We start from the raw sequence: 18,102 nt of genomic DNA on the forward strand, positions 1-18,102 counted from the left end.
AGACCCTCGGCTGGGCAACCCCCGCCGAGAAACTCGCCGAGCTACTCTCGACCACCTGACCAACCCGGTGTTGCGATGACCGGTTGAGACCGCCTCCAGATCTTGCCGAGGTAGTGGTCCAGTCCACTACCTCGGCGAGGTTCGGACTACCTCGGCAGGTCCGGGACTACCTCGGCAGCACCCTCTTTCCGCGCGGTCTCGACCGAGGAGACGACGATGACCGACGCACCTCAGCGCCGCCCGGCGCCGCCTGCACGACGGGCCGATCGCCGGCCCCGTGGCCTAAACGTTTCCGCCCGCCCGCACGTCGAAGCGCTTCGACTAGCGTGCCCGGTGGCGTGACGCCGGGTCGTCACGCCCCGGGCCGCCTGGCCCGGCCGTCCGCACGAGGGAGTGAGCACGGATGAGGCCGAGAAGCAGACCCGCGGTGGCCGCGCTGGTGGGCGGCGCGATGGCGCTGACAGGGGTGGGGGTGGCCGCCGTCGCCGCGCCCGACACCGGATCAGGCATCGCACCGGGCACCGCACCGGCGGCGGACGCCGCCGCCGACTACACGTGGGGCAACGTCGAGATCGTCGGGGGCGGCTTCGTCCCCGGCATCGTGTTCAACCAGGGCGAGCCGGGCCTCGCCTATGCCCGCACCGACGTCGGTGGGGCGTACCGGCTGGACCCGGGCGGCGACCGGTGGGTACCGCTGCTCGACCACGTCGGCTGGGACGACTGGAACCACTCGGGCGTGCTCAGCATCGCTACCGACCCCGTGGAGCCGGACAAGGTCTACGCCATGGTCGGGTCGTACACGAACTCCTGGGACCCGGGCGACGGCGCCGTCCTGCGGTCCTCCGACCGCGGGGAGACCTGGCAGGCCACCGACCTGCCCTTCCAGGTGGGCGGCAACATGCCCGGCCGCGGCATGGGTGAGCGCCTCGCTGTCGACCCGCTCGACAACGACGTGCTGTACATGGGCACCGAGGGCGGGCACGGGCTGTGGCGCAGCACGGACGCGGGCGTCACGTGGTCCGAGGTCACGGCCTTCCCCAACGCCGGGAACTACGTGCAGGACCCGAGCGACCCGAACGACTACCTCACCTCGAACCAGGGCGTGCTCTGGACGGTCTTCGACCCGTCGTCGGGCACGCCCGGCTCCCCCACCCCGACGATCTACGTGGGCGTGGCCGACACGGAGAACAACGTCTACCGCTCCACGGACGCCGGGGCCACGTGGGAACGGGTGCCGGGCCAGCCCACGGGCTTCCTGCCGCACAAGGCGGTGCTCGACGACGTCGGCGGCCAGCTCTACGTCGCGACCTCGGACACGGGCGGCCCCTACGACGGCGGCAAGGGTGACGTGTGGCGCCTCGACACCACGAGCGGCGCGTGGACGCAGATCAGCCCCGTGCCGTCGTCGAGCGCGGACGCGTACTTCGGCTACTCCGGCCTGACGATCGACCGGCAGCACCCCGACACGGTGATGGTGGTCAGCCAGATCTCCTGGTGGCCGGACATCCAGGTCTACCGCAGCACCGACCGTGGCGAGAGCTGGTCGTCGATCTGGGAGTGGGACGGCTACCCGAACCGGAAGCTGCGCTACGACCTCGACATCTCCGGCGCGCCGTGGCTCGACTTCGGCAAGCAGCCCGCGCCGCCCGAGCCCAGCCCCAAGCTCGGCTGGATGACGGAGTCCTTCGAGATCGACCCGTTCGACTCCGACCGGTTCCTGTACGGCACCGGCGCCACGGTGTACGGCGGCGAGAACCTCACCGCCTGGGACTCCGGTGGCACGGTCGAGATCGGCGTGCGGGCCCAGGGCATCGAGGAGACGGCGGTGCAGGACCTCCTCGCCCCGGCGGGCGACGTCGAGCTCGTCTCCGGGATGTACGACATCGGCGGCTTCGTGCACGACGACATCACGCAGGTCCCGTCGTCGTTCTACGCCCAGCCGTACCACTCCGGCGTGCTCAGCCTGGACGCCGCCGGCGAGAAGCCCGCGGTGATGGCGCGCGCGGGGCAGGGCGACGGCGCCGAGTCGCACCTGGGCGTCTCGACGTCCGGCGGCAGCTCGTGGTGGGCCGCGCAGGAGCCCGCCGGCGTGACCGGCGCCGGCACGGTCGCCGTGAACGCGGACGGCTCCCGCGTCCTGTGGAGCCCCGAGGGTGCGGAGGTGCACGTCTCGACCACGCTGGGCTCGTCGTGGACGGCGTCGTCGGGCGTACCCGCGGGGGCGCGCGTGGAGGCGGACCGGGTGGACCCCGACGTCTTCTACGCCTTCGCGGCCGGCACGTTCTACACGTCCGACGACGGCGGGGCGACCTTCGCGGCGTCGACCCCATCGGGCCTCCCGGCCACCGGGAACGTGCGGTTCGCCGCGGCGCCCGGGCACGCCGGCGACGTGTGGCTCGCCGGCGGGGAGGCCGACGGGACGTACGGCATGTGGCGCTCGACCGACCACGGCGCCACCTTCGCGCCCGTCGCCGGCGTCGACGAGGGCGACACCGTCGGCTTCGGCAAGGCCGCGCAGGGCCGCGACTACCCGGCCGTGTACACGTCATCGAGGATCGACGGCGTGCGGGGGCTGTTCCGCTCCGACGACGCCGGCGCCACCTGGGTGCGGATCAACGACGACGAGCACCAGTTCGCGTGGACCGGGTCGGCCATCACCGGCGACCCGGACGTGTACGGCCGCGTCTACGTCGGCACCAACGGGCGCGGCATCGTGGTCGGTGACTTCTCGGGCACCGAGCCCGGGCCGGACCCGACCGACCCGCCCACCGAGCCCACGGACCCACCCACCGAGCCGACCGACCCGCCCACGGACCCGCCGACCGACCCGCCCGCCGACGTCGCGTGCGAGGTGGCGTACGACGTCACCGGGTCGTGGCCCGGCGGCTTCCAGGGCAGCGTACGCGTCACCAACACGGGCACGGGCCCGATCGTCGGCTGGTCCGTGGCCTGGGACTTCACCGCGGGCGAGCGCGTGAACCAGGCGTGGGGCGGCACCGCCACGCAGGACGGCACGCACGTCGTCGTCGAGGCCCCCGGCTGGCGGACGGACCTCGCGCCCGGCGAGGCCGCGGACGTCGGGTTCACCGCCACCGTGCCGGGCGAGGCGGGGGCGCCGACCGCCTTCGAGGTGGCCGGGACGACCTGCACCTCGGGCTGAGCCGTCCGAGGGTGCGACGGAGCCGCCGGGGTGGTCCCGGCCGCGTGGGGGGGGTGGGTCTGGGCCACCGCCCCCGCGCTGCCGGGGCCACCCCGTGCGTCGATCACCCAGGCGTCGGACACCCAGGCGTCAGCCGCGGCGCCGGAAGGTCACGGGCTCCTCGAGGTACGCCTCCCAGGCCGCGCGCTCGTCGTCGGCGATGCGCCGCGGGGCGCCCGTCGCGGCGTCGACCACGACGATCGTCGTGGCCGCCTTGACGTACGCCTTGCCGCCGGACGCCGGCCCCGTGCGGTCGAAGCCGCCGGGGACGCCGTCGTGCACCTCGTAGCAGACCTCGAGGCTCGCGCCCCCGATCGAGCCGATCCACATCTCCACCCGGACCGGGGTGCGGGAGAAGGCGAGCGGGCGCAGGTACTCGATCTGCTGCCCGGCGACCAACGTGTGCGACGTCGCGTGCGGGCCCGTGTCGAGGACGGCGGTGGGCCACTCCTCGCCGTCCGCGGCCTCCGGGTGCCGCCAGAACGCCGTGATGCGCGCGTCCTCGAGGAGGCGGAGCATCGCGACGTTGTTGACGTGCTGGTAGGCGTCGAGGTCCGACCAGCGCAGAGGGACGGGCACGTGCAGACGAGTCATGGTTCGCATCGTCGCACGGTGTCCGCCCGCGACCGGCATCGGGCCGTGGCCCGCGTCAGCCCGCCGCGATCGCCGCCGCGGCGCGGCAGCGGGCGAGCGCGGCGAGCTCGTCTCCCACCGGGACGCGCACCAGGCGGTCCGCCACCCCCGAGACCGACTCGCGCAGCCGACGCCGCACGCGTGCCGCGCGACGTCGCGCGCCCCAGGCGGCCGCGACCCGCGCGACGAGCGCGAGCAGCAGGCCCGCCAGGAGCCCGCCGACCGCCAGCAGGGTGGGCCACGGCACCTCGAGCACCCCGCCGCCGGAGTCCGTGAGGTCCACGGTGAGCACCGGCAGGATCAGCGGCGGCAGCCGGAAGTACTCCACGGCCGCGGCGGCGCCGAGCCACAGGAGCCCGACCACGGCGGCCGCGAGGAACAGCCACTGCAGCGCGCCCACCGCCGCCCACCAGCGCGGCCGCCGCGCCGCCTCGAGCCGGGTGCCGACGACCGCCTGGTCCAGGTCGCCCGGCATCCGGTCGATCGCGTCCTGCGCGCGGGCGCGCGCCACCAGCACCCAGGGGTCCGGGGCGCCGTCGGTCACCTCGTCGACGTACCGGCGCACCGCCGACGCCGACGCCGCCCGCACGGCGGGGCGCGTCGTCGGCAGCGAGCTGCGCACCAGGTCGGGCCGCTCGGGACCCGTCGCGGTTCCCGACCCGTCGGTCGCCGTGCCGTCAGGGGCCCGCCGCAGCCCGAGCCGCCGCAGCGGGTCGCGCTTGAGCCGCGACACCCACCGCGTGACCGGCCAGCCCGTGGCGAGGTGCGCGTCCCGCCGGTGCGCGGCCGCCACCGCGTCGGCGACCGTCGGCACCCCGGCGGCGGCCTCGAGCGCGTCCACGAGCTCGCCCGCGGCCCGCTCCCCCGTGCGGGACGCCGGGCTGGACCCGCACGCGTCCGCGATGCGCTGCGCGGCGGCACGCGCGTCACCGGCGAGCCGGGCGGTCGCGGCCTCCCGGCGCGCCGCGGCCCCCGCGAGGAGTCCCTTGAGCTGGTCCATCCCCCGCCCCGTCACGGCGGACACCGCCAGCACGCGGGCGCCGTCGAGCCCGTCGGCGGCGACCAGCCGGCGCAGGTCGGCGAGCATCGCGTCGGTCTCGGCGTCCGACAGCCGGTCGGCCTGGTTGAGCACCACGACCACGACCTCCGACCGGCCGGCGAGCGCGCGCAGGTACCGCTCGTGCAGCGCCGCGTCGGCATACTTCTGCGGGTCCACCACCCAGACCAGCAGGTCGGCCCGCTCCACCAGCCGCTCGGCCCGCACCCGGTGCTCGACGACGACAGAGTCGTGGTCGGGCAGGTCGAGCAGCACCAGCCCCGTCGAGATCCCCGCGGGGCCGCGCCGCGCCCGCAGCCGGGCGAGCCCGCGGCGGGCGGGGCGTGCGGGCTCCTCCTCGCCGTCGTCCGGCACCGCCATCTCCTGGCGCCGCTTGACCTCGAGCCAGTCGAGCAGGGGCCCGGCGCCGTCACCCCACACGGCGGCGACGGGGTGGGACGTCGTGGGCCGGCGGACCCCGACGGTCGCGATCTCGGCGCCCGCGACGGCGTTGAGCACGCTCGACTTGCCCGAGCCGGTGGCGCCCGCGAGCGCCACGACGGTGTGCTCCGCGGAGAGCCCGCCGCGTTCGCGGGCCCGCTTCACGACGGCGCGCGCGTCGTCGAGCAGCTCACGGTCGAGGCGGCCGCTCGCCGCCACGACCGCCGTCTCCAGCGCAGCGGTCCGGTCCGCGAGGTCGATCCGGCTCACCGGTCACCCTCCTCGCGCCGGGACCGGCGGCGCGACCACCAGCCGCCGCGGCGGGCGGGAGCCGCCTCGTCGGCGGCGGACGGTTCGCCGGGGCCGGCCGGGGCCTCGGGCGGCCGGAACGTACCGGCGCCGCGCAGCAGCCCGCCGCTCCACGGCCGCGTGGCGCCCTCGTCGGGGAGCGCGCGCGCCGCCCGTTCGGCGCGGGCCGCCGCGGCGACGCGGTGCGCGGCGTCGCGGACGCCGTCGCCCCCGGTGTCCTGCGTGCCGAGCGCGTCGAGCTGCGCCGTGTACCGGGCCGCCTGCCCCCGCAGGACGGCGTCGACGCGGCCGTTCAGCCGCTCCTTGGCCTGCGCGGCGAGCCGGCGGACGGCCTCGTCGCCGAACACCGCCTCGAGCAGCTTCTGCGCGACGATCGCCGTGCCGCCCGCGATGCCGATCTCCGCGCCGGTCAGCCCGGCAGTCGAGGCGAAGACGATGACCATGAGGCTGACGCCGAGCGCGTTCACGCCGAAGGAGACGGCGCGGGCGGTGCCGCGTCGGGACGCGCCCTGCTCCCGCACGAGACCGAGCACGTCCTCCTGCCAGCCGCGGATCTGCTCCGCCACCTCGGTGCGCAGGGCCGCGGGGACGCGCGCCAGGTCGAGTCCGTCGAGGAGCGCCGCGCCCGCGCCGTCGCTGCGCCAGGCCGTGAACGTCCGCTCGGCGGCCTGCTCCGCCGCGTCGAGGATCACCGACTCCAGCCCGTGCGCGATGGCCTGCTCCACCTGCGGCGCTTCCTTCGGCCGGCCGCGGAAGAACCGCGCCACCGCGTCGCGCACCCGCCCGACGCCCGCCTCGACGGACCGGAAGAACTCCCCCGTCCCGACGAAGTCCTGCCAGCGGGCCAGCACCTCGCCACGCAGCAGCGCGCCGTCCGACGTCGCCGCCTCCACCTGCTCCAACGCCTCCGCGTGGTAGCGCCGGACGGCGTCGCGCAGCCGGGCGTCGGCCACCTGCTGCCCGTCCGCGGTCTCCGCGAGCGCGACGGCGCGCCGCACGAGGTCGTCGACGACGCCGTCGCGCGTGGCGGCGATGACGCGTGCCCGCGCCTCGGGGTCGCCGCCCAGCCCCGACAGCCAGGTCGCGATCTCCGCGACGGCGGCCTCGGGCAGCAGGCCGTCCACGAGCGCCCCGGGGCCCTGCTCGGCGGCCTCCGCGAGGACGAACACCCGCGCGTCGCCCAGCCCGTGCTCCGCCGTCATGCGGCGCAGGTCCTCGGCCACGACCTCCGCGCCGGGGTCGACGCGGTCGAGCACGATCGCGACCTGCGCCCGGCGCCGGGCGGCCTGGGCGAGCAGGTCCCACGGCACGGCGTCCGCGTACCGGGCGGCGGTCGTGACGAACAGCCACAGGTCGGCCGCGCCCAGCAGCTGCGCGGACAGCTCGCGGTTGGCGGTCTCCACGGAGTCGATGTCGGGGGCGTCGAGCAGGGCGAGCCCCTGCGGCAGCGCCTCGCTCGCGACCAGCCGCAGCGCGGCCGCCCCCTCCGCCGAGGACCTGTCGGCCCCCGGGCCCACCCCGGCGCCAGACAGGTCGCCCGACGACGTCACACGCGCGAGCCCGGGCAGCACCCGGTCGGTGCTGAACCAGCGCGCGTCGAGGGGGTGGTGCACGAGCACGGGCGCGCGCGTCGTGGGGCGCAGCACGCCCGGCGCTGACACCGGCTCACCGAGCAGCGAGTTGACCAGGGTGGACTTGCCCGCGCCGGTCGACCCGCCGACGACGACGAGCAGCGGGGCGCGCTCCGCCCGCAGCCGGGGCAGCAGGTAGTCGTCGAGCTGGTCGACGGCCTGGTGCAGGTCGGCCCGCGCGGCGCCGACCCCCGGCGTCTCCAGCGGCAGGCGGAGCGCTCCGAGGCGGGCGCGCAGCGTCTCGAGCACGTCGACCAGCTCCCGGGCCGCCGCCTCGTCCCGCGCGTCGGGGGCGGGAGTCGCGTCCGGGTCGGTCATGTGCCCAGTGTGCCCATCAGGGACGATCCGTGCAGAGCCGACCTGTGAGATGGCGCACCCGACCGCCCCGGACGGCACGATCCGCGGTGGAATGGGAGGGCACGACGGCGTGCACCGCGCGCCGTCCGACGGACCCCGCCGCCAGGAGGCACCAGGTGACCAGCACGTTCCGCATCCCCCGCAAGGAGCTCACCGGCCTCTACGGCCGCGCCATCGCCTGGTACGCCCGGCGCACGTTCGGGCAGGTGCCCGACAGCGCGTACGTGCTCGCCCACCACCCACGTGCCATGCGGGCCATGTTCGGCCTCGAGATGAAGGTCGGGCGCTGGACGGCCCTCGACCCCACCCTCAAGACGCTTGCCGAGATGGCCACCGCCGCCGCGGTCGGGTGCAGCTGGTGCCTCGACTTCGGCTACTTCCTGTCCCGCGAGGAGGGGCTCGACCCGACCAAGATCAGCCAGGTGCCGCGGTGGCGCGACACCGACGCCGTGTACACCGAGCTCGAGCGCGACGTCATGGCCTACGCCGAGGCGATGACCGCCACCCCACCCACCGTCACCGACGACATGGTCGCGTCCCTCGTCGCGCGCCTCGGGTCGCCCGCGATGGTGGAGCTCACCGAGATGGTCGCCGTGGAGAACCTGCGGTCGCGCTCGTTCTCCGCCGCGGGCGTGCAGAGCCAGGGGTACTCCGACGTCTGCGAGCTGCCGCTGGCCTCGCCCTGAGCCCGACCCGGGCCGGGCCGGACGACGACGAGGCCGGCAGGTCTCCTGACCGGTCCGCGGGCGCGCCGACACCGAACCCCGCAGGTGCGGGCACCGTCCACGAGAGAGTGGGTGTCATCGCCCCCTTCGGAAGGACACCCCTGATGCCCCTCGACCTGCACGGGACCACCACCGTCGTGACCGGCGCGAGCTCAGGCCTCGGCGCCGAGTTCGCGCGGGTGCTGGCCGCACGCGGCTCCCACCTGGTCCTCCTCGCGCGGAGGGCCGAGCGGCTCGACGCGCTCGCCCGGGAGCTCGAGGACGGGTTCGGCGTGCGCGCGCACGTGCTGCCGCTCGATCTCGCGGACGACGGCGCCGCGGCGGCGCTGACCTCCTTCCTGGAGGAGCGGTCGATCGCGGTCGACTCGCTCGTCAACAACGCCGGGTTCGCCACCTCGGGCGCGTTCGCCGACGCCGACGCCGAACGCCTGGACCGGGAGGTCCGGCTCAACGTCGGCGCGGTCGTGTCCCTCACCCGCGCGCTGCTCGGCCCGATCTCCGCCTCGGGCCGGGGCTTCGTCCTCAACGTGTCCAGCATGGCGGCGTTCCAACCCATCCCCACCATGGCCGTGTACGGCGCCACCAAGGCGTTCGTGCTGAGCTTCACCCAGGCGCTGGCTCACGAGCTGCGCGGTACCGGCGTGCGAGTCACCGCCCTGTGCCCCGGCCCGACCCGCACGGAGTTCTTCGACGTCGCCGAGTCGCCGCTCGCGGCCTCGGCGAGCCTCCGGTCCGCCCCCGCGGTGGTGGCCGCCGGGATCCGCGCGCTCGACGCGCGACGCACACCGTCGAGCGTGGTTCCCGGGGCGCTCAACCGGTTCGGTGCGGGGCTCGGGCGGCTGCTCCCCCGCTCCCTCGTCGTGCCGCTGGCCGCACGGGTCGCCACCTGACCGGCAGCGCGGTCAGCTGCCCAGACGACGGCGCAGCCACGCGAGGCACACCTCGCCCTGGGCGCGCTGGAACGCCCGCAGATGCGGGATGCCCGGGACCGGCGGCTGCAGCGACGAGTGCACGAAGTATCCGGTGAGCGCGACGAGGTAGGCCGTCACCGCGTCCTCGTCCGTGCCCGCGGGCAGCGGGCGCAGGCGCAGCGCTTCCTCCGGCGCCGGCCCGCCCTCCACCTGCACGGCCGGCAGCATGCCCACCAGGTCGCAGAAAGCCGCACCCCGGCCCGGATACGCCCAGTCGACGGCGACCGCCCGGACCCGGGCGGCTCCGCGGCCCGGTCCGCCACCGACCAGCAGCGCGTTGTCGCCGCGCAGGTCGCCATGGACGAGTCGGTTCCCGACGACGGCCGCCGGCGCCTCGAGCTCGAGCGTCGCGAGGCCGTCCAGATGCTGCGCGAGCCACGGGGCGTACGACCCGAGGCCCTCCGGCCGCTCCGCCGCGAGCCGCCCGGTGAGATGCGCGGGCAGCTCAGCCGCGAACTCGGGGAGCACCCCCGCGCCGACCTCGTGCTCGCCCACCTCGACCGCGAGGTCGAGCACCGCCCGCAGCTCGTCCTCCCGCCAGGGCTGCGCGGGCGGGCGCCCGTCGACGGCGTCGAAGGCCAGCGCCACCCAGTCGGGCCCCTCGGCGCCACCGACCTCGGCGAGCCACCGCAGGCGCGGCGCGGGCACGCCGTCGCCCAGCAGGGCCGCGCGCTCCGCCTCCTGGCGGTACAGACCCACGGTGAAGGAGTGCTCCGGACCGACCGCCTTGACGAACACCGCGCCGCGGTCGGTACGCAGCGTGGACGCCAGGCCCTGGGAGTAGCCGCCGTCGTGGCTCGTCCATCCGGTCACCGGCGCCCCGAGCCGCGCCTCGATCCCCGCGCGCACGGCGGTGGGCAGGTCGGTCCAGACGGGGCGGGTGCGGGCGCTCGTCGCGGTCATCGCAGGAGTATCGCCGACGAGCATCCGCGTGCCCCACGCATTTCCGGCAGCACGACGCCCCCGGCACCTCGGGGTGCCGGGGGCGTCGTGCTGCCGTGCTGGCCGTGCTGGCTGACCGTGCGGGCGCGGGCCCGCAGGCTCAGTCGCGCGTGAGCTTGCGGTACGTCACGCGGTGCGGGCGCGCGGCGTCGGCGCCCAGGCGCTCGACCTTGTTCTCCTCGTACGAGGCGAAGTTGCCCTCGAACCAGTACCAGTTCGCCGGGTCCTCCTCCGTGCCCTCGTACGCGAGGATGTGCGTCGCGACGCGGTCGAGGAACCACCGGTCGTGGGAGACCACGACGGCGCAGCCGGGGAACTCGAGCAGCGCGTTCTCCAGGGAGCCCAGGGTCTCGACGTCGAGGTCGTTGGTGGGCTCGTCGAGCAGCAGCAGGTTGCCGCCCTGCTTGAGCGTCAGCGCCAGGTTGAGTCGGTTGCGCTCACCACCGGAGAGCACGCCCGCGGGCTTCTGCTGGTCCGGGCCCTTGAAGCCGAACGACGCCACGTAGGCGCGGGACGGGATCTCGACGTTGCCGACCTTGATGAAGTCGAGCCCGTCGGACACGACCTCCCACAGCGTCTTCTTCGGGTCGATGCCGCCGCGCGACTGGTCGACGTAGGAGATCTTGACCGTCTCGCCGACCTTGAGGTCGCCGCCGTCGAGCGGCTCCAGGCCGACGATCGTCTTGAACAGCGTGGTCTTGCCGACGCCGTTGGGGCCGATGACGCCGACGATGCCGTTGCGCGGCAGCGTGAAGCTCAGGCCGTCGATGAGCTGGCGGCCGTCGAAGCCCTTCTGCAGGTTGCTGGCCTCGAGGACCACGCTGCCCAGGCGCGGGCCCGCGGGGATCTGGATCTCCTCGAAGTCGAGCTTCCGCGTCCGCTCCGCCTCCGCGGCCATCTCCTCGTAGCGCGCCAGGCGCGCCTTCGACTTGGTCTGGCGACCCTTGGCGTTGGAGCGCACCCACTCGAGCTCGTCCTTGAGTCGCTTGGCGAGCTTGGCGTCCTTCTTGCCCTGCACCTCGAGGCGGGCCTGCTTCTTCTCCAGGTAGGTGGAGTAGTTGCCCTCGTACGGGTAGAGGCGGCCGCGGTCGACCTCGCAGATCCACTCGGCGACGTGGTCGAGGAAGTACCGGTCGTGGGTCACGGCGAGGACGGCGCCCGGGTAGGTGGCCAGGTGCTGCTCGAGCCACAGCACCGACTCCGCGTCGAGGTGGTTGGTGGGCTCGTCGAGCAGCAGCAGGTCGGGCTTCTCCAGCAGCAGCTTGCACAGCGCGACGCGGCGGCGCTCACCACCGGAGAGCACCTTCACGTCGGCGTCCGGCGGCGGGCAGCGCAGGGCGTCCATCGCCTGCTCGAGCTGGGAGTCGAGGTCCCACGCGTCGGCGGCGTCGATCTCCTCCTGCAGCGTGCCCATCTCGGCCAGCAGGGTGTCGAAGTCGGCGTCCGGCTCCGCCATGAGGGCGGAGATCTCGTTGAAGCGGTCGATCTTCGCCTTGAGCGGGCCGACCGCCTCCTCGACGTTGCCGAGCACCGTCTTGTCCTCGTTGAGCGGCGGCTCCTGCATGAGGATGCCCACCGTGTACCCCGGGGAGAGGCGCGCCTCGCCGTTGGACGGCTGCTCGAGGCCCGCCATGATCTTGAGGATCGTCGACTTCCCGGCGCCGTTGGGGCCGACGACGCCGATCTTGGCGCCGGGCAGGAAGTTCAGGGAGACGTTGTCGAGGATGACCTTGTCGCCGTGCGCCTTGCGCGCCTTGTACATGGAGTAGATGAACTCAGCCACTGGCTCTGCTTCCACCGTTCGATCGCGCGGCGAACCCGAGGGATCGGGTCCGAGAGGTTCGAGGCTCCAGCGGGCGGGCTGGAGGACCGGCATGGCGGCCGGTCCACCAGCCTACGCGACCCCGGGCCTCACACGCCGACCGGCACCGGCTCGCGATCGGGCTCGGGCTCGCGATCGGGCTCCGGCAGACCCTCGGGTTCAGACCGGTCGACCACGCGCGTGAACCGGGCCAGACCGCGCGTCACGTCCGGGCCGACGCCGTGCGCGTCGATCACCAGCTGCCAGCGGTCCTTGCCCTCCTTGTCCGTCCACTCCTCCGTGGACAGCCTGCCGGTGACGACCACGGGGTCGCCCTGCGCCAAGGACTCCGCCACGTGGCGGGCACCGGCACGGAACGACTTCACCGTGAACCACAGCGTCTGGCCGTCCGACCACTCCCCGCTGCGCGGGTCGCGCATCCGCCGCGTGCTCGCCACGCGGAAGGTGGTCCACTCGACCCCGCCGTCGGACCGGTGCAGCGTCGGCTTCGTGCCGACGAACCCGTTCACCGTGATGCTGACCTCGTTCATGCGCTCCTCCTGGGTCCGCCGCCGGCAGGCGCCGACGGGTCCCCAGGATCAGTCGGCCGAGGCCCGGTGCGCCCCCGCCTTCGGCGTGGCAGTGGACGACGGCGCCAGCTCGGAACCTGTGGGCAGCCTCAGGGCCCCGGTCAGCGGCTGCGACGTCGGCAGCTCGGTCGCGGCCTGTGCGAGCTCGCGCACCCGGCGGTGCTCGTGGAGCAGCTTCTGCGTCGGCTCGCCGAGCCCCTCGGCCAGGACCCGCTCGAGCGCGGCCCGACCCGCGGTCGCCACCGCCTGCTCGCGCCTGCGCGCCAGCGTGCGCCGCGACGCGGCCCCGGCGAGCGCCACCACCACCGCGGCCACGGCCAGGACGCCCGCCAGCGCGAGGACGACGGCCGGCCAGGGTGACGCGACGTCGAGCACGCCCGTGAGAGCGAGGACGCCCACCACGGCCGCGACCACGGCGACGCCACCGACCACCCACGCCGCACGGCGCAGCGTCCGCGCCGCCGACGGCCCCCGGGTGTCGAGGGTGAGCCCCCGCAGCGCCCCCGCCACCGACGTGCGCAGCTGGTCCGCCCCCGCCACCGACGAGGCCAGCGACCGCTGCCACCCCGGCCGCAGCGACGCGCCGGCCCGCGTGAGCCAGCGCGCGCGGGACAGCGCGACCGCGTCGCGGTCCGGCGGCGGTACCTCGGGCCGGCCGTAGCCGTTGCGCACCGCGTTGCCCACCTGGCTCGCGACCGCGTCCAGGCCGGTCGCGGCCACCAGGGCGTCCAGCTCCCGCTCGACGGCCGGGCCCATCTGCCACGGCACCTCCGCCGGCGTCTGGGCCAGGAGCAGCCGCGCGGCGGCGTCCAGCTCGGCGGCGGCACGCCCGGCCGCGACCGACCGCCGTGCGCACGCCTCCTCCAGCAGCCCGCGGACCCGGTCGATCCCCTCGCCGGTCTTCGCGGACACGCCCTGCACGTACACGCCGGTCAGACCGTCGTCCTCGAGCAGGCGCGCCAGGTCGGCCAGGAGGTTCTCCCGCTGCGCGTCCGGCACGGTGTCCACCTGGTTGAGCAGCACCACCATCGACGACTCCGAGCCCACCGAGTCCCGCAGGTACCCGGAGTGCAGCGCGTCGTCGGCGTACTTCTGCGGGTCCACGACCCACACCAGCAGGTCGACCAGCGGCAGCACGCGGTCCACGACCTCGCGGTGCGCCGGCTCGACGGAGTCGTGGTCGGGCAGGTCGAGGAGCACGAGACCGGCGAGCTTCTCCTCGTCCTGGCCGTCGAGCTCCCCGCCCTGGATGATGCGGCGCTCGCGGTCCACGCCCACCCAGTCGAGGAGCGCCTCCGCGTCGTCGGACCACGAGCACGCGGTGACGCGCGCGGTCGTGGGCCGCTTCACCCCGACGTCGGCGAAGCTCAGCCGCGACACCTTGTTGAACAGGCTGGACTTGCCCGAGCCCGTGCCCCCCGCGAACGCCACGACCGTGTGGTCGACGCCGAGCGCGAGCCGCTCGCGCACCCCGTCGACCGCGCCCGAGACCCGCTGCGACGTGGCGTCGTCGAGGCGCGGCCCGGCGATCCCGAGCGCCTGCGCGAGGTCCTCGGTGCGGGCGCGCAGCGTGGAGTCGTGGGACGGGCTCTCGGTCATGTCAGCCTCCTGAGCTCGGCGAGTCGCACGCGCAGCCCCGCGGCCGCGTCGTCGGCGGGTTCGGACGGACCGAGGTCGTCCAGCACGGCCTGCACCTCGGCGTCGACGACGGCGGCCGCGCGGTCTCCGAGGTCGTCCCGCAGCACGGCGACGGGCGCCTCGGCCAGGTCCCCCAGGACGCGCTCCAGCAGGCGGTCGGCGTCGCCGCTGCCCGCGGCGGAGGCGAGGAACAGCGTGGCGAGCCCGCGCGACCCGAACGCCTTGACGGCGGCCTCGACGCGGGCGCCCGACGCGGCGCCCCCGGTGGGCTCCCCGACCAGCTCGGAGACCAGGGCGTCGGCCCGGTCGGCCCACTGCGCCACCCGTCCCGGGACGTCGGCCTCGCGCGCCGCGGTGCGGGCCGCGCCGTCGGGCGCGACGGCCTCGCCGCCGGCCGGGGCCCCGGGCCCGGCGAGGACGGCGCGCAGCCGCTCCTCGACGCGGGCGCCCGACGCGGCGAGCGTGCGTGACGCGGCGTCGACGACGTCGGACCGCAGACCCTCGAGCGCGGTCTCCCGCGCGCGGCCGGCGCGGCGCGTGCTGCGCGCCCGGTCGCCGCGGACCTTGACCCGGTCGACGCCGACGGCGCCGGACAGCTCCCGCCATCGAGCCTCGACCGACGCCCCGGCGACGACGCCCGCCGCGACCGCGTCGCGGGCGAGCTGCTCGGCCGCGGGGATCTCCTCCGTGACCCGGCGGCGCAGCGTGTGCACGGCCTCCTGCTGCGCGTCGATCGCGTCCGCGAGCGACGTGACCCACCCGGGCAGCGCGCCCAGCGCGCCCTTGAGCGTGCGTACGACGACGGCGCGCGAGCGGTCCGGCCCGGCGAGCATGGTGAGCCAGCGCCGCACCGGCTGCACGACCGACGGGTCGAGCAGCCCCTCGTGCGGGCCGACGTCGGGGATCACGAACAGCGGGACGTCGGTCATGCCGTGCTCGCGCAGGCGCTGCAGCAGGTCGCCGCGCACCGTCGTCAGCGTCTCCTTCGGCACCCGGTTGAGCACCATCGCGACCGACGCCCCGCGCTCGGTGGCGCGGGCCAGCGCCTGCCACGGCAGCGCGTCGCCGTACCGGGCGGCCGTCGTGACGAAGAGCCACAGGTCGGCGGCCTCGAGCAGCTGCTGCGCGGTCGAGCGGTTCTGCTGCACGAACGAGTCGAGGTCCGGCGCGTCCAGCAGGGCCGTCCCGCGCGGCACGCCCTCGTGCTGCACCACCCGCGACAGCTCCGTGACCGGGCCGGCCGCCATCACGTCGGCGTCCGCGGGGTGGTGGGCGAGGACCGGCTCGCGCGTGGTGGGGCGCAGCACGCCCGCCTCGGAGACGGCCTCCCCCAGCAGCGAGTTGTACAGCGTGGACTTGCCCGCCCCGGTCGACCCGGCCACGACGACGACGGCCGGCGAGGACAGCTCCTTCAGCCGCGGCAGCAGGTGCTCGTCGAGCTGGGCGAGCAGCCGGTCGCGGGACGCCGCGGCCTCCTCGGCCCCGTCGATCGGGAGGGGGAGCTCGACCGCCGCGACGTCACGACGCAGGTCGCGGGCGACGTCGTGGACGGTGACGCCGATCTCCTCGCCCGCCCCGGCGTCCTTCCTGCTCGCGGCGCGGCGCGAGGCACGGGTCTCCAGGGAAGGTGTCACGGGCACATCCTTCCCGCTGGCGCGTTCCGTGCCAAACGCGCGCGCCGTGCGGGAGCGGGAACGTCCTCGCCCCGCATACCCGTGCCCACCGGTCGCACTCCTGGCAGCCGTCAGCGTCGACCCGCGGACCCCGTGGACCCGTCCGCTCGCCGCCCTCCCCGGATCGCGCGCACCAACGGGACCACGGTCGCGGCTCCGAAGAAGCCGAACCCCGCCACCCCCGCGCAGAACATCACCCACGGCGGGGTGCGGTCGGAGAGCTCCTCCGGGTGCACGACCGCCAGGACGACGAAGCCCACGGAGGCGAGGGCCATCAGGCACGACGCGACACCGGCCGCGACCAGTCGTCCGGCCGTCACGGCCGGCCGCCCGCCGTCGGTCCGGGCGTCGGTTCGCATCACGAGCCCGACGATCACGAAGGCGGCCGCGAACAGGACCACCGCCCCACCTCCGACGAGAGAACCGTCGAGGCTCAGCCAGACGCCGGCGGCGAGGAGCACCACCCCGAACCCGACGAGCTGGCCCGCGTCGCGTCGCGACCTCCGGCGGCTCGCCGACGAGCGCTCTGCGCGGTCGTCGGCGCGGTCGTCTGCGGTCACGAGCCGTGAGCGTAGCGAACCGCCACACCCGGGTCCCGGGTCCGCTCACGGCGACTGCCCGCCGTCCGATCGACAGTGCCTTCCCAGCCCGCCTGCGCGGCCGTGACCAGCACGTGCTGGGCTAAACTCTGGTCGCTTGCCTCCGTAGCTCAGCTGGATAGAGCGGGTCACTTCTAATGACCGGGTCGCGGGTTCGAATCCTGCCGGGGGCACCGATCTGCAGCCGTGGCGCACGGCCGTCGTGAGCTGCGCTCATGACCTGGGAAAAAGCCGTGCGCCGGACGACGACGTCCGGGCAGACTCGTCCATGCACCGCGGTGACGCGCGGCCGGTCAGACACCGGTCGCACGGGTGGTCCCTGGCCCGGACCGACGACCCCACGTCACGAAGGACACCATCACCATGTTTCCCCCGGAGAACCTGCTTCTCGTGCAGGTCATCCAGCGCGAGCGCCTCGAAGAGGCCGAGCGCGAACGCACCGTCCGCCGACTGCGGTCGCAGCGCAAGCTGCGCCGGCAGCCGCACGCCCGTCGCCAGCGCACCGGCCTCAGCCGGATGCTGTTCGACCGGCTCACCGCATGACACCCGCCGGGCGAGCGCCCGCCGGGTATCGACCCGGCGACGACACCGCCACGAGGGCCCCGCGGCCCGGACCGTTCCACGAACCGTCCGGAGCAGCGGGGCCCTCGTCATGTCTCCCCAGCCGGTCTCCCCGGCCGGCTCCCGGAACCGCGGACCGTAGGCTGACCCCGTGAGCCCCGCGAACCCGAACGAACGCATCGTGTGGATCGACTGCGAGATGACCGGCCTGGACCTGCGCGCGGACGCCCTGGTCGAGGTCGCCGCCGTGGTCACCGACTCCGAGCTGAACGTGCTCGGCGAAGGGGTCGACGTCGTCATCGCACCGCCCGCGGCCGCCGTCGAGCAGATGAACGACTTCGTCCGCGACATGCACACGTCGTCCGGCCTGATCGAGGAGCTCGACGGCGGCATGACGCTCGCCGACGCCGAGCAGGCGGTGCTCGACTACGTGCGCGAGTGGGTGCCCGACCCGGGCAAGGCGCCGCTCGCCGGCAACTCCGTCGGCACGGACAAGATGTTCCTCGACCGGGACATGCCCGGCCTGGTGGGCCACCTGCACTACCGGATCGTCGACGTGTCGTCGATCAAGGAGCTCGCCCGGCGCTGGTACCCGCGCGTGTACTTCGCCGCCCCCAAGAAGGACGGCGGCCACCGGGCGCTCGCGGACATCCTCGAGAGCATCGACGAGCTCCGGTACTACCGCGAGGCGCTGTTCGTGCCGCAGCCAGGGCCGGACACGAAGACGGCGCGGGCCGTCGCCGAGCGCGTCAGCGAGACGTCCGTCACCCGGCACCGCACGGAGGCCTGAACCGCCCCGCGGAGCATGTACACTTTTCGACGGCCCGGTGCTTCGGCTCCGTCGCAGTCACAGGGCCGTGGTGGCTATAGCTCAGTCGGTAGAGCGCCTGGTTGTGGTCCAGGAGGTCGCCGGTTCAAGCCCGGTTAGCCACCCCATCACGGCGGGGTCGGCCGGGCTTCGCCCCGGTGGGCGAGGGCACCGGCGGTCCTGACCTG

The 18,102-nt window shown here is 75.1% G+C and carries 14 protein-coding genes and 2 tRNA genes; 7 read left to right on the forward strand and 9 right to left on the reverse strand.

The genetic code is table 11. The features are described 5' to 3' along the window. The first annotated feature begins 427 nt into the window (after positions 1–427). Positions 428–3,160 carry a cellulose binding domain-containing protein gene (locus ABZ493_RS20690; protein ID WP_430583997.1) on the forward strand — a complete coding sequence of 911 codons (2,733 nt, stop codon included), beginning with the start codon at positions 428–430 and terminating at the stop codon, positions 3,158–3,160. Positions 3,161–3,289: 129 nt separating this feature from the next. On the opposite strand, the gene ABZ493_RS20695 is transcribed toward ABZ493_RS20690, so the two are convergent. From ABZ493_RS20695 to ABZ493_RS20705, 3 genes are read right to left on the reverse strand one after another with little or no spacing between them, the layout of a single operon-like run. Beyond that, positions 3,290–3,793, reverse strand: a complete 504-nt coding sequence (locus ABZ493_RS20695; protein WP_430583998.1) for a thioesterase family protein — start codon at positions 3,791–3,793, stop codon at positions 3,290–3,292. Between the two features lie 55 nt (positions 3,794–3,848). Beyond that, positions 3,849–5,579 (reverse strand): dynamin family protein, encoded by a 1,731-nt coding sequence (locus tag ABZ493_RS20700; protein WP_430583999.1) that lies wholly within the window; start codon positions 5,577–5,579, stop codon positions 3,849–3,851. Beyond that, complete coding sequence (locus ABZ493_RS20705; protein ID WP_430584000.1) at positions 5,576–7,567, reverse strand: dynamin family protein; 1,992 nt, start codon at positions 7,565–7,567, stop codon at positions 5,576–5,578. Before ABZ493_RS20705 ends, ABZ493_RS20700 begins: the two co-directional genes overlap by 4 nt. A gap of 155 nt (positions 7,568–7,722) precedes the next feature. On the opposite strand from ABZ493_RS20705, the gene ABZ493_RS20710 reads away from it, so the two are divergent. Together ABZ493_RS20710 and ABZ493_RS20715 are read left to right on the forward strand one after the other, a co-directional pair. Then, positions 7,723–8,292, forward strand: coding sequence for a carboxymuconolactone decarboxylase family protein (locus ABZ493_RS20710; RefSeq protein ID WP_430584001.1), 570 nt, complete (start codon positions 7,723–7,725; stop codon positions 8,290–8,292). Positions 8,293–8,435: 143 nt separating this feature from the next. Beyond that, positions 8,436–9,221: an SDR family oxidoreductase gene (locus tag ABZ493_RS20715; protein ID WP_430584002.1), complete on the forward strand. Its 786-nt coding sequence runs from the start codon at positions 8,436–8,438 to the stop codon at positions 9,219–9,221. Between the two features lie 12 nt (positions 9,222–9,233). Here ABZ493_RS20715 and ABZ493_RS20720 read toward each other — a convergent pair whose 3' ends face one another. The 6 genes from ABZ493_RS20720 to ABZ493_RS20745 all read right to left on the reverse strand — a co-directional run bounded on the left by ABZ493_RS20720 (position 9,234) and on the right by ABZ493_RS20745 (position 16,506). Next, positions 9,234–10,205: a phosphotransferase gene (locus tag ABZ493_RS20720; protein WP_430584003.1), complete on the reverse strand. Its 972-nt coding sequence runs from the start codon at positions 10,203–10,205 to the stop codon at positions 9,234–9,236. Positions 10,206–10,344: 139 nt separating this feature from the next. Beyond that, entirely contained in the window at positions 10,345–12,027 is a 1,683-nt protein-coding gene (gene ettA / locus ABZ493_RS20725; RefSeq protein ID WP_430584004.1) for an energy-dependent translational throttle protein EttA, read from the reverse strand. A gap of 128 nt (positions 12,028–12,155) precedes the next feature. Next, entirely contained in the window at positions 12,156–12,596 is a 441-nt protein-coding gene (locus tag ABZ493_RS20730) for a single-stranded DNA-binding protein (protein WP_430584005.1), read from the reverse strand. A 48-nt stretch (positions 12,597–12,644) separates the two neighbouring features. Next, on the reverse strand, positions 12,645–14,234 hold the full coding sequence (locus ABZ493_RS20735; RefSeq protein ID WP_430584006.1) for a GTPase: 1,590 nt from the start codon (positions 14,232–14,234) through the stop codon (positions 12,645–12,647). Next, positions 14,231–15,907 carry a GTPase gene (locus ABZ493_RS20740; RefSeq protein WP_430584007.1) on the reverse strand — a complete coding sequence of 559 codons (1,677 nt, stop codon included), beginning with the start codon at positions 15,905–15,907 and terminating at the stop codon, positions 14,231–14,233. Before ABZ493_RS20740 ends, ABZ493_RS20735 begins: the two co-directional genes overlap by 4 nt. 110 nt (positions 15,908–16,017) lie before the next feature. Further along, the gene (locus ABZ493_RS20745; RefSeq protein ID WP_430584008.1) at positions 16,018–16,506 is read right to left on the reverse strand and encodes a hypothetical protein; all 489 of its coding nucleotides are present in this window, start codon (positions 16,504–16,506) and stop codon (positions 16,018–16,020) included. 138 nt (positions 16,507–16,644) lie between these two features. Between ABZ493_RS20745 and ABZ493_RS20750 the strand changes: the two genes are divergently transcribed. The 4 genes from ABZ493_RS20750 to ABZ493_RS20765 all read left to right on the forward strand — a co-directional run bounded on the left by ABZ493_RS20750 (position 16,645) and on the right by ABZ493_RS20765 (position 18,042). Then, a tRNA-Arg gene (locus ABZ493_RS20750) sits at positions 16,645–16,718 on the forward strand. 190 nt (positions 16,719–16,908) lie between these two features. After that, positions 16,909–17,088 carry a hypothetical protein gene (locus ABZ493_RS20755; protein WP_430584009.1) on the forward strand — a complete coding sequence of 60 codons (180 nt, stop codon included), beginning with the start codon at positions 16,909–16,911 and terminating at the stop codon, positions 17,086–17,088. Positions 17,089–17,257: 169 nt separating this feature from the next. Continuing rightward, entirely contained in the window at positions 17,258–17,896 is a 639-nt protein-coding gene (orn, locus tag ABZ493_RS20760; protein ID WP_430584010.1) for an oligoribonuclease, read from the forward strand. A gap of 70 nt (positions 17,897–17,966) precedes the next feature. Beyond that, a tRNA-His gene (locus ABZ493_RS20765) sits at positions 17,967–18,042 on the forward strand. Positions 18,043–18,102 lie beyond the last annotated feature (60 nt).

It is taken from the genome of Isoptericola sp. NPDC019482 (assembly GCF_040632295.1).
Lineage (GTDB): Bacteria > Actinomycetota > Actinomycetes > Actinomycetales > Cellulomonadaceae > Isoptericola.

What these genes read in the sequence shown, in the direction of transcription:
- ABZ493_RS20695 (WP_430583998.1), bottom strand. Translation starts at nt 3,793, where the DNA reads ATGACTCGTCTGCACGTGCCCGTCCCTCTGCGCTGGTCGGACCTCGAC.
- ABZ493_RS20705 (WP_430584000.1), bottom strand. Translation starts at nt 7,567, where the DNA reads ATGACCGACCCGGACGCGACTCCCGCCCCCGACGCGCGGGACGAGGCG.
- ABZ493_RS20715 (WP_430584002.1), top strand. Translation starts at nt 8,436, where the DNA reads ATGCCCCTCGACCTGCACGGGACCACCACCGTCGTGACCGGCGCGAGC.
- ABZ493_RS20720 (WP_430584003.1), bottom strand. Translation starts at nt 10,205, where the DNA reads ATGACCGCGACGAGCGCCCGCACCCGCCCCGTCTGGACCGACCTGCCC.
- ABZ493_RS20730 (WP_430584005.1), bottom strand. Translation starts at nt 12,596, where the DNA reads ATGAACGAGGTCAGCATCACGGTGAACGGGTTCGTCGGCACGAAGCCG.
- ABZ493_RS20735 (WP_430584006.1), bottom strand. Translation starts at nt 14,234, where the DNA reads ATGACCGAGAGCCCGTCCCACGACTCCACGCTGCGCGCCCGCACCGAG.
- ABZ493_RS20755 (WP_430584009.1), top strand. Translation starts at nt 16,909, where the DNA reads ATGTTTCCCCCGGAGAACCTGCTTCTCGTGCAGGTCATCCAGCGCGAG.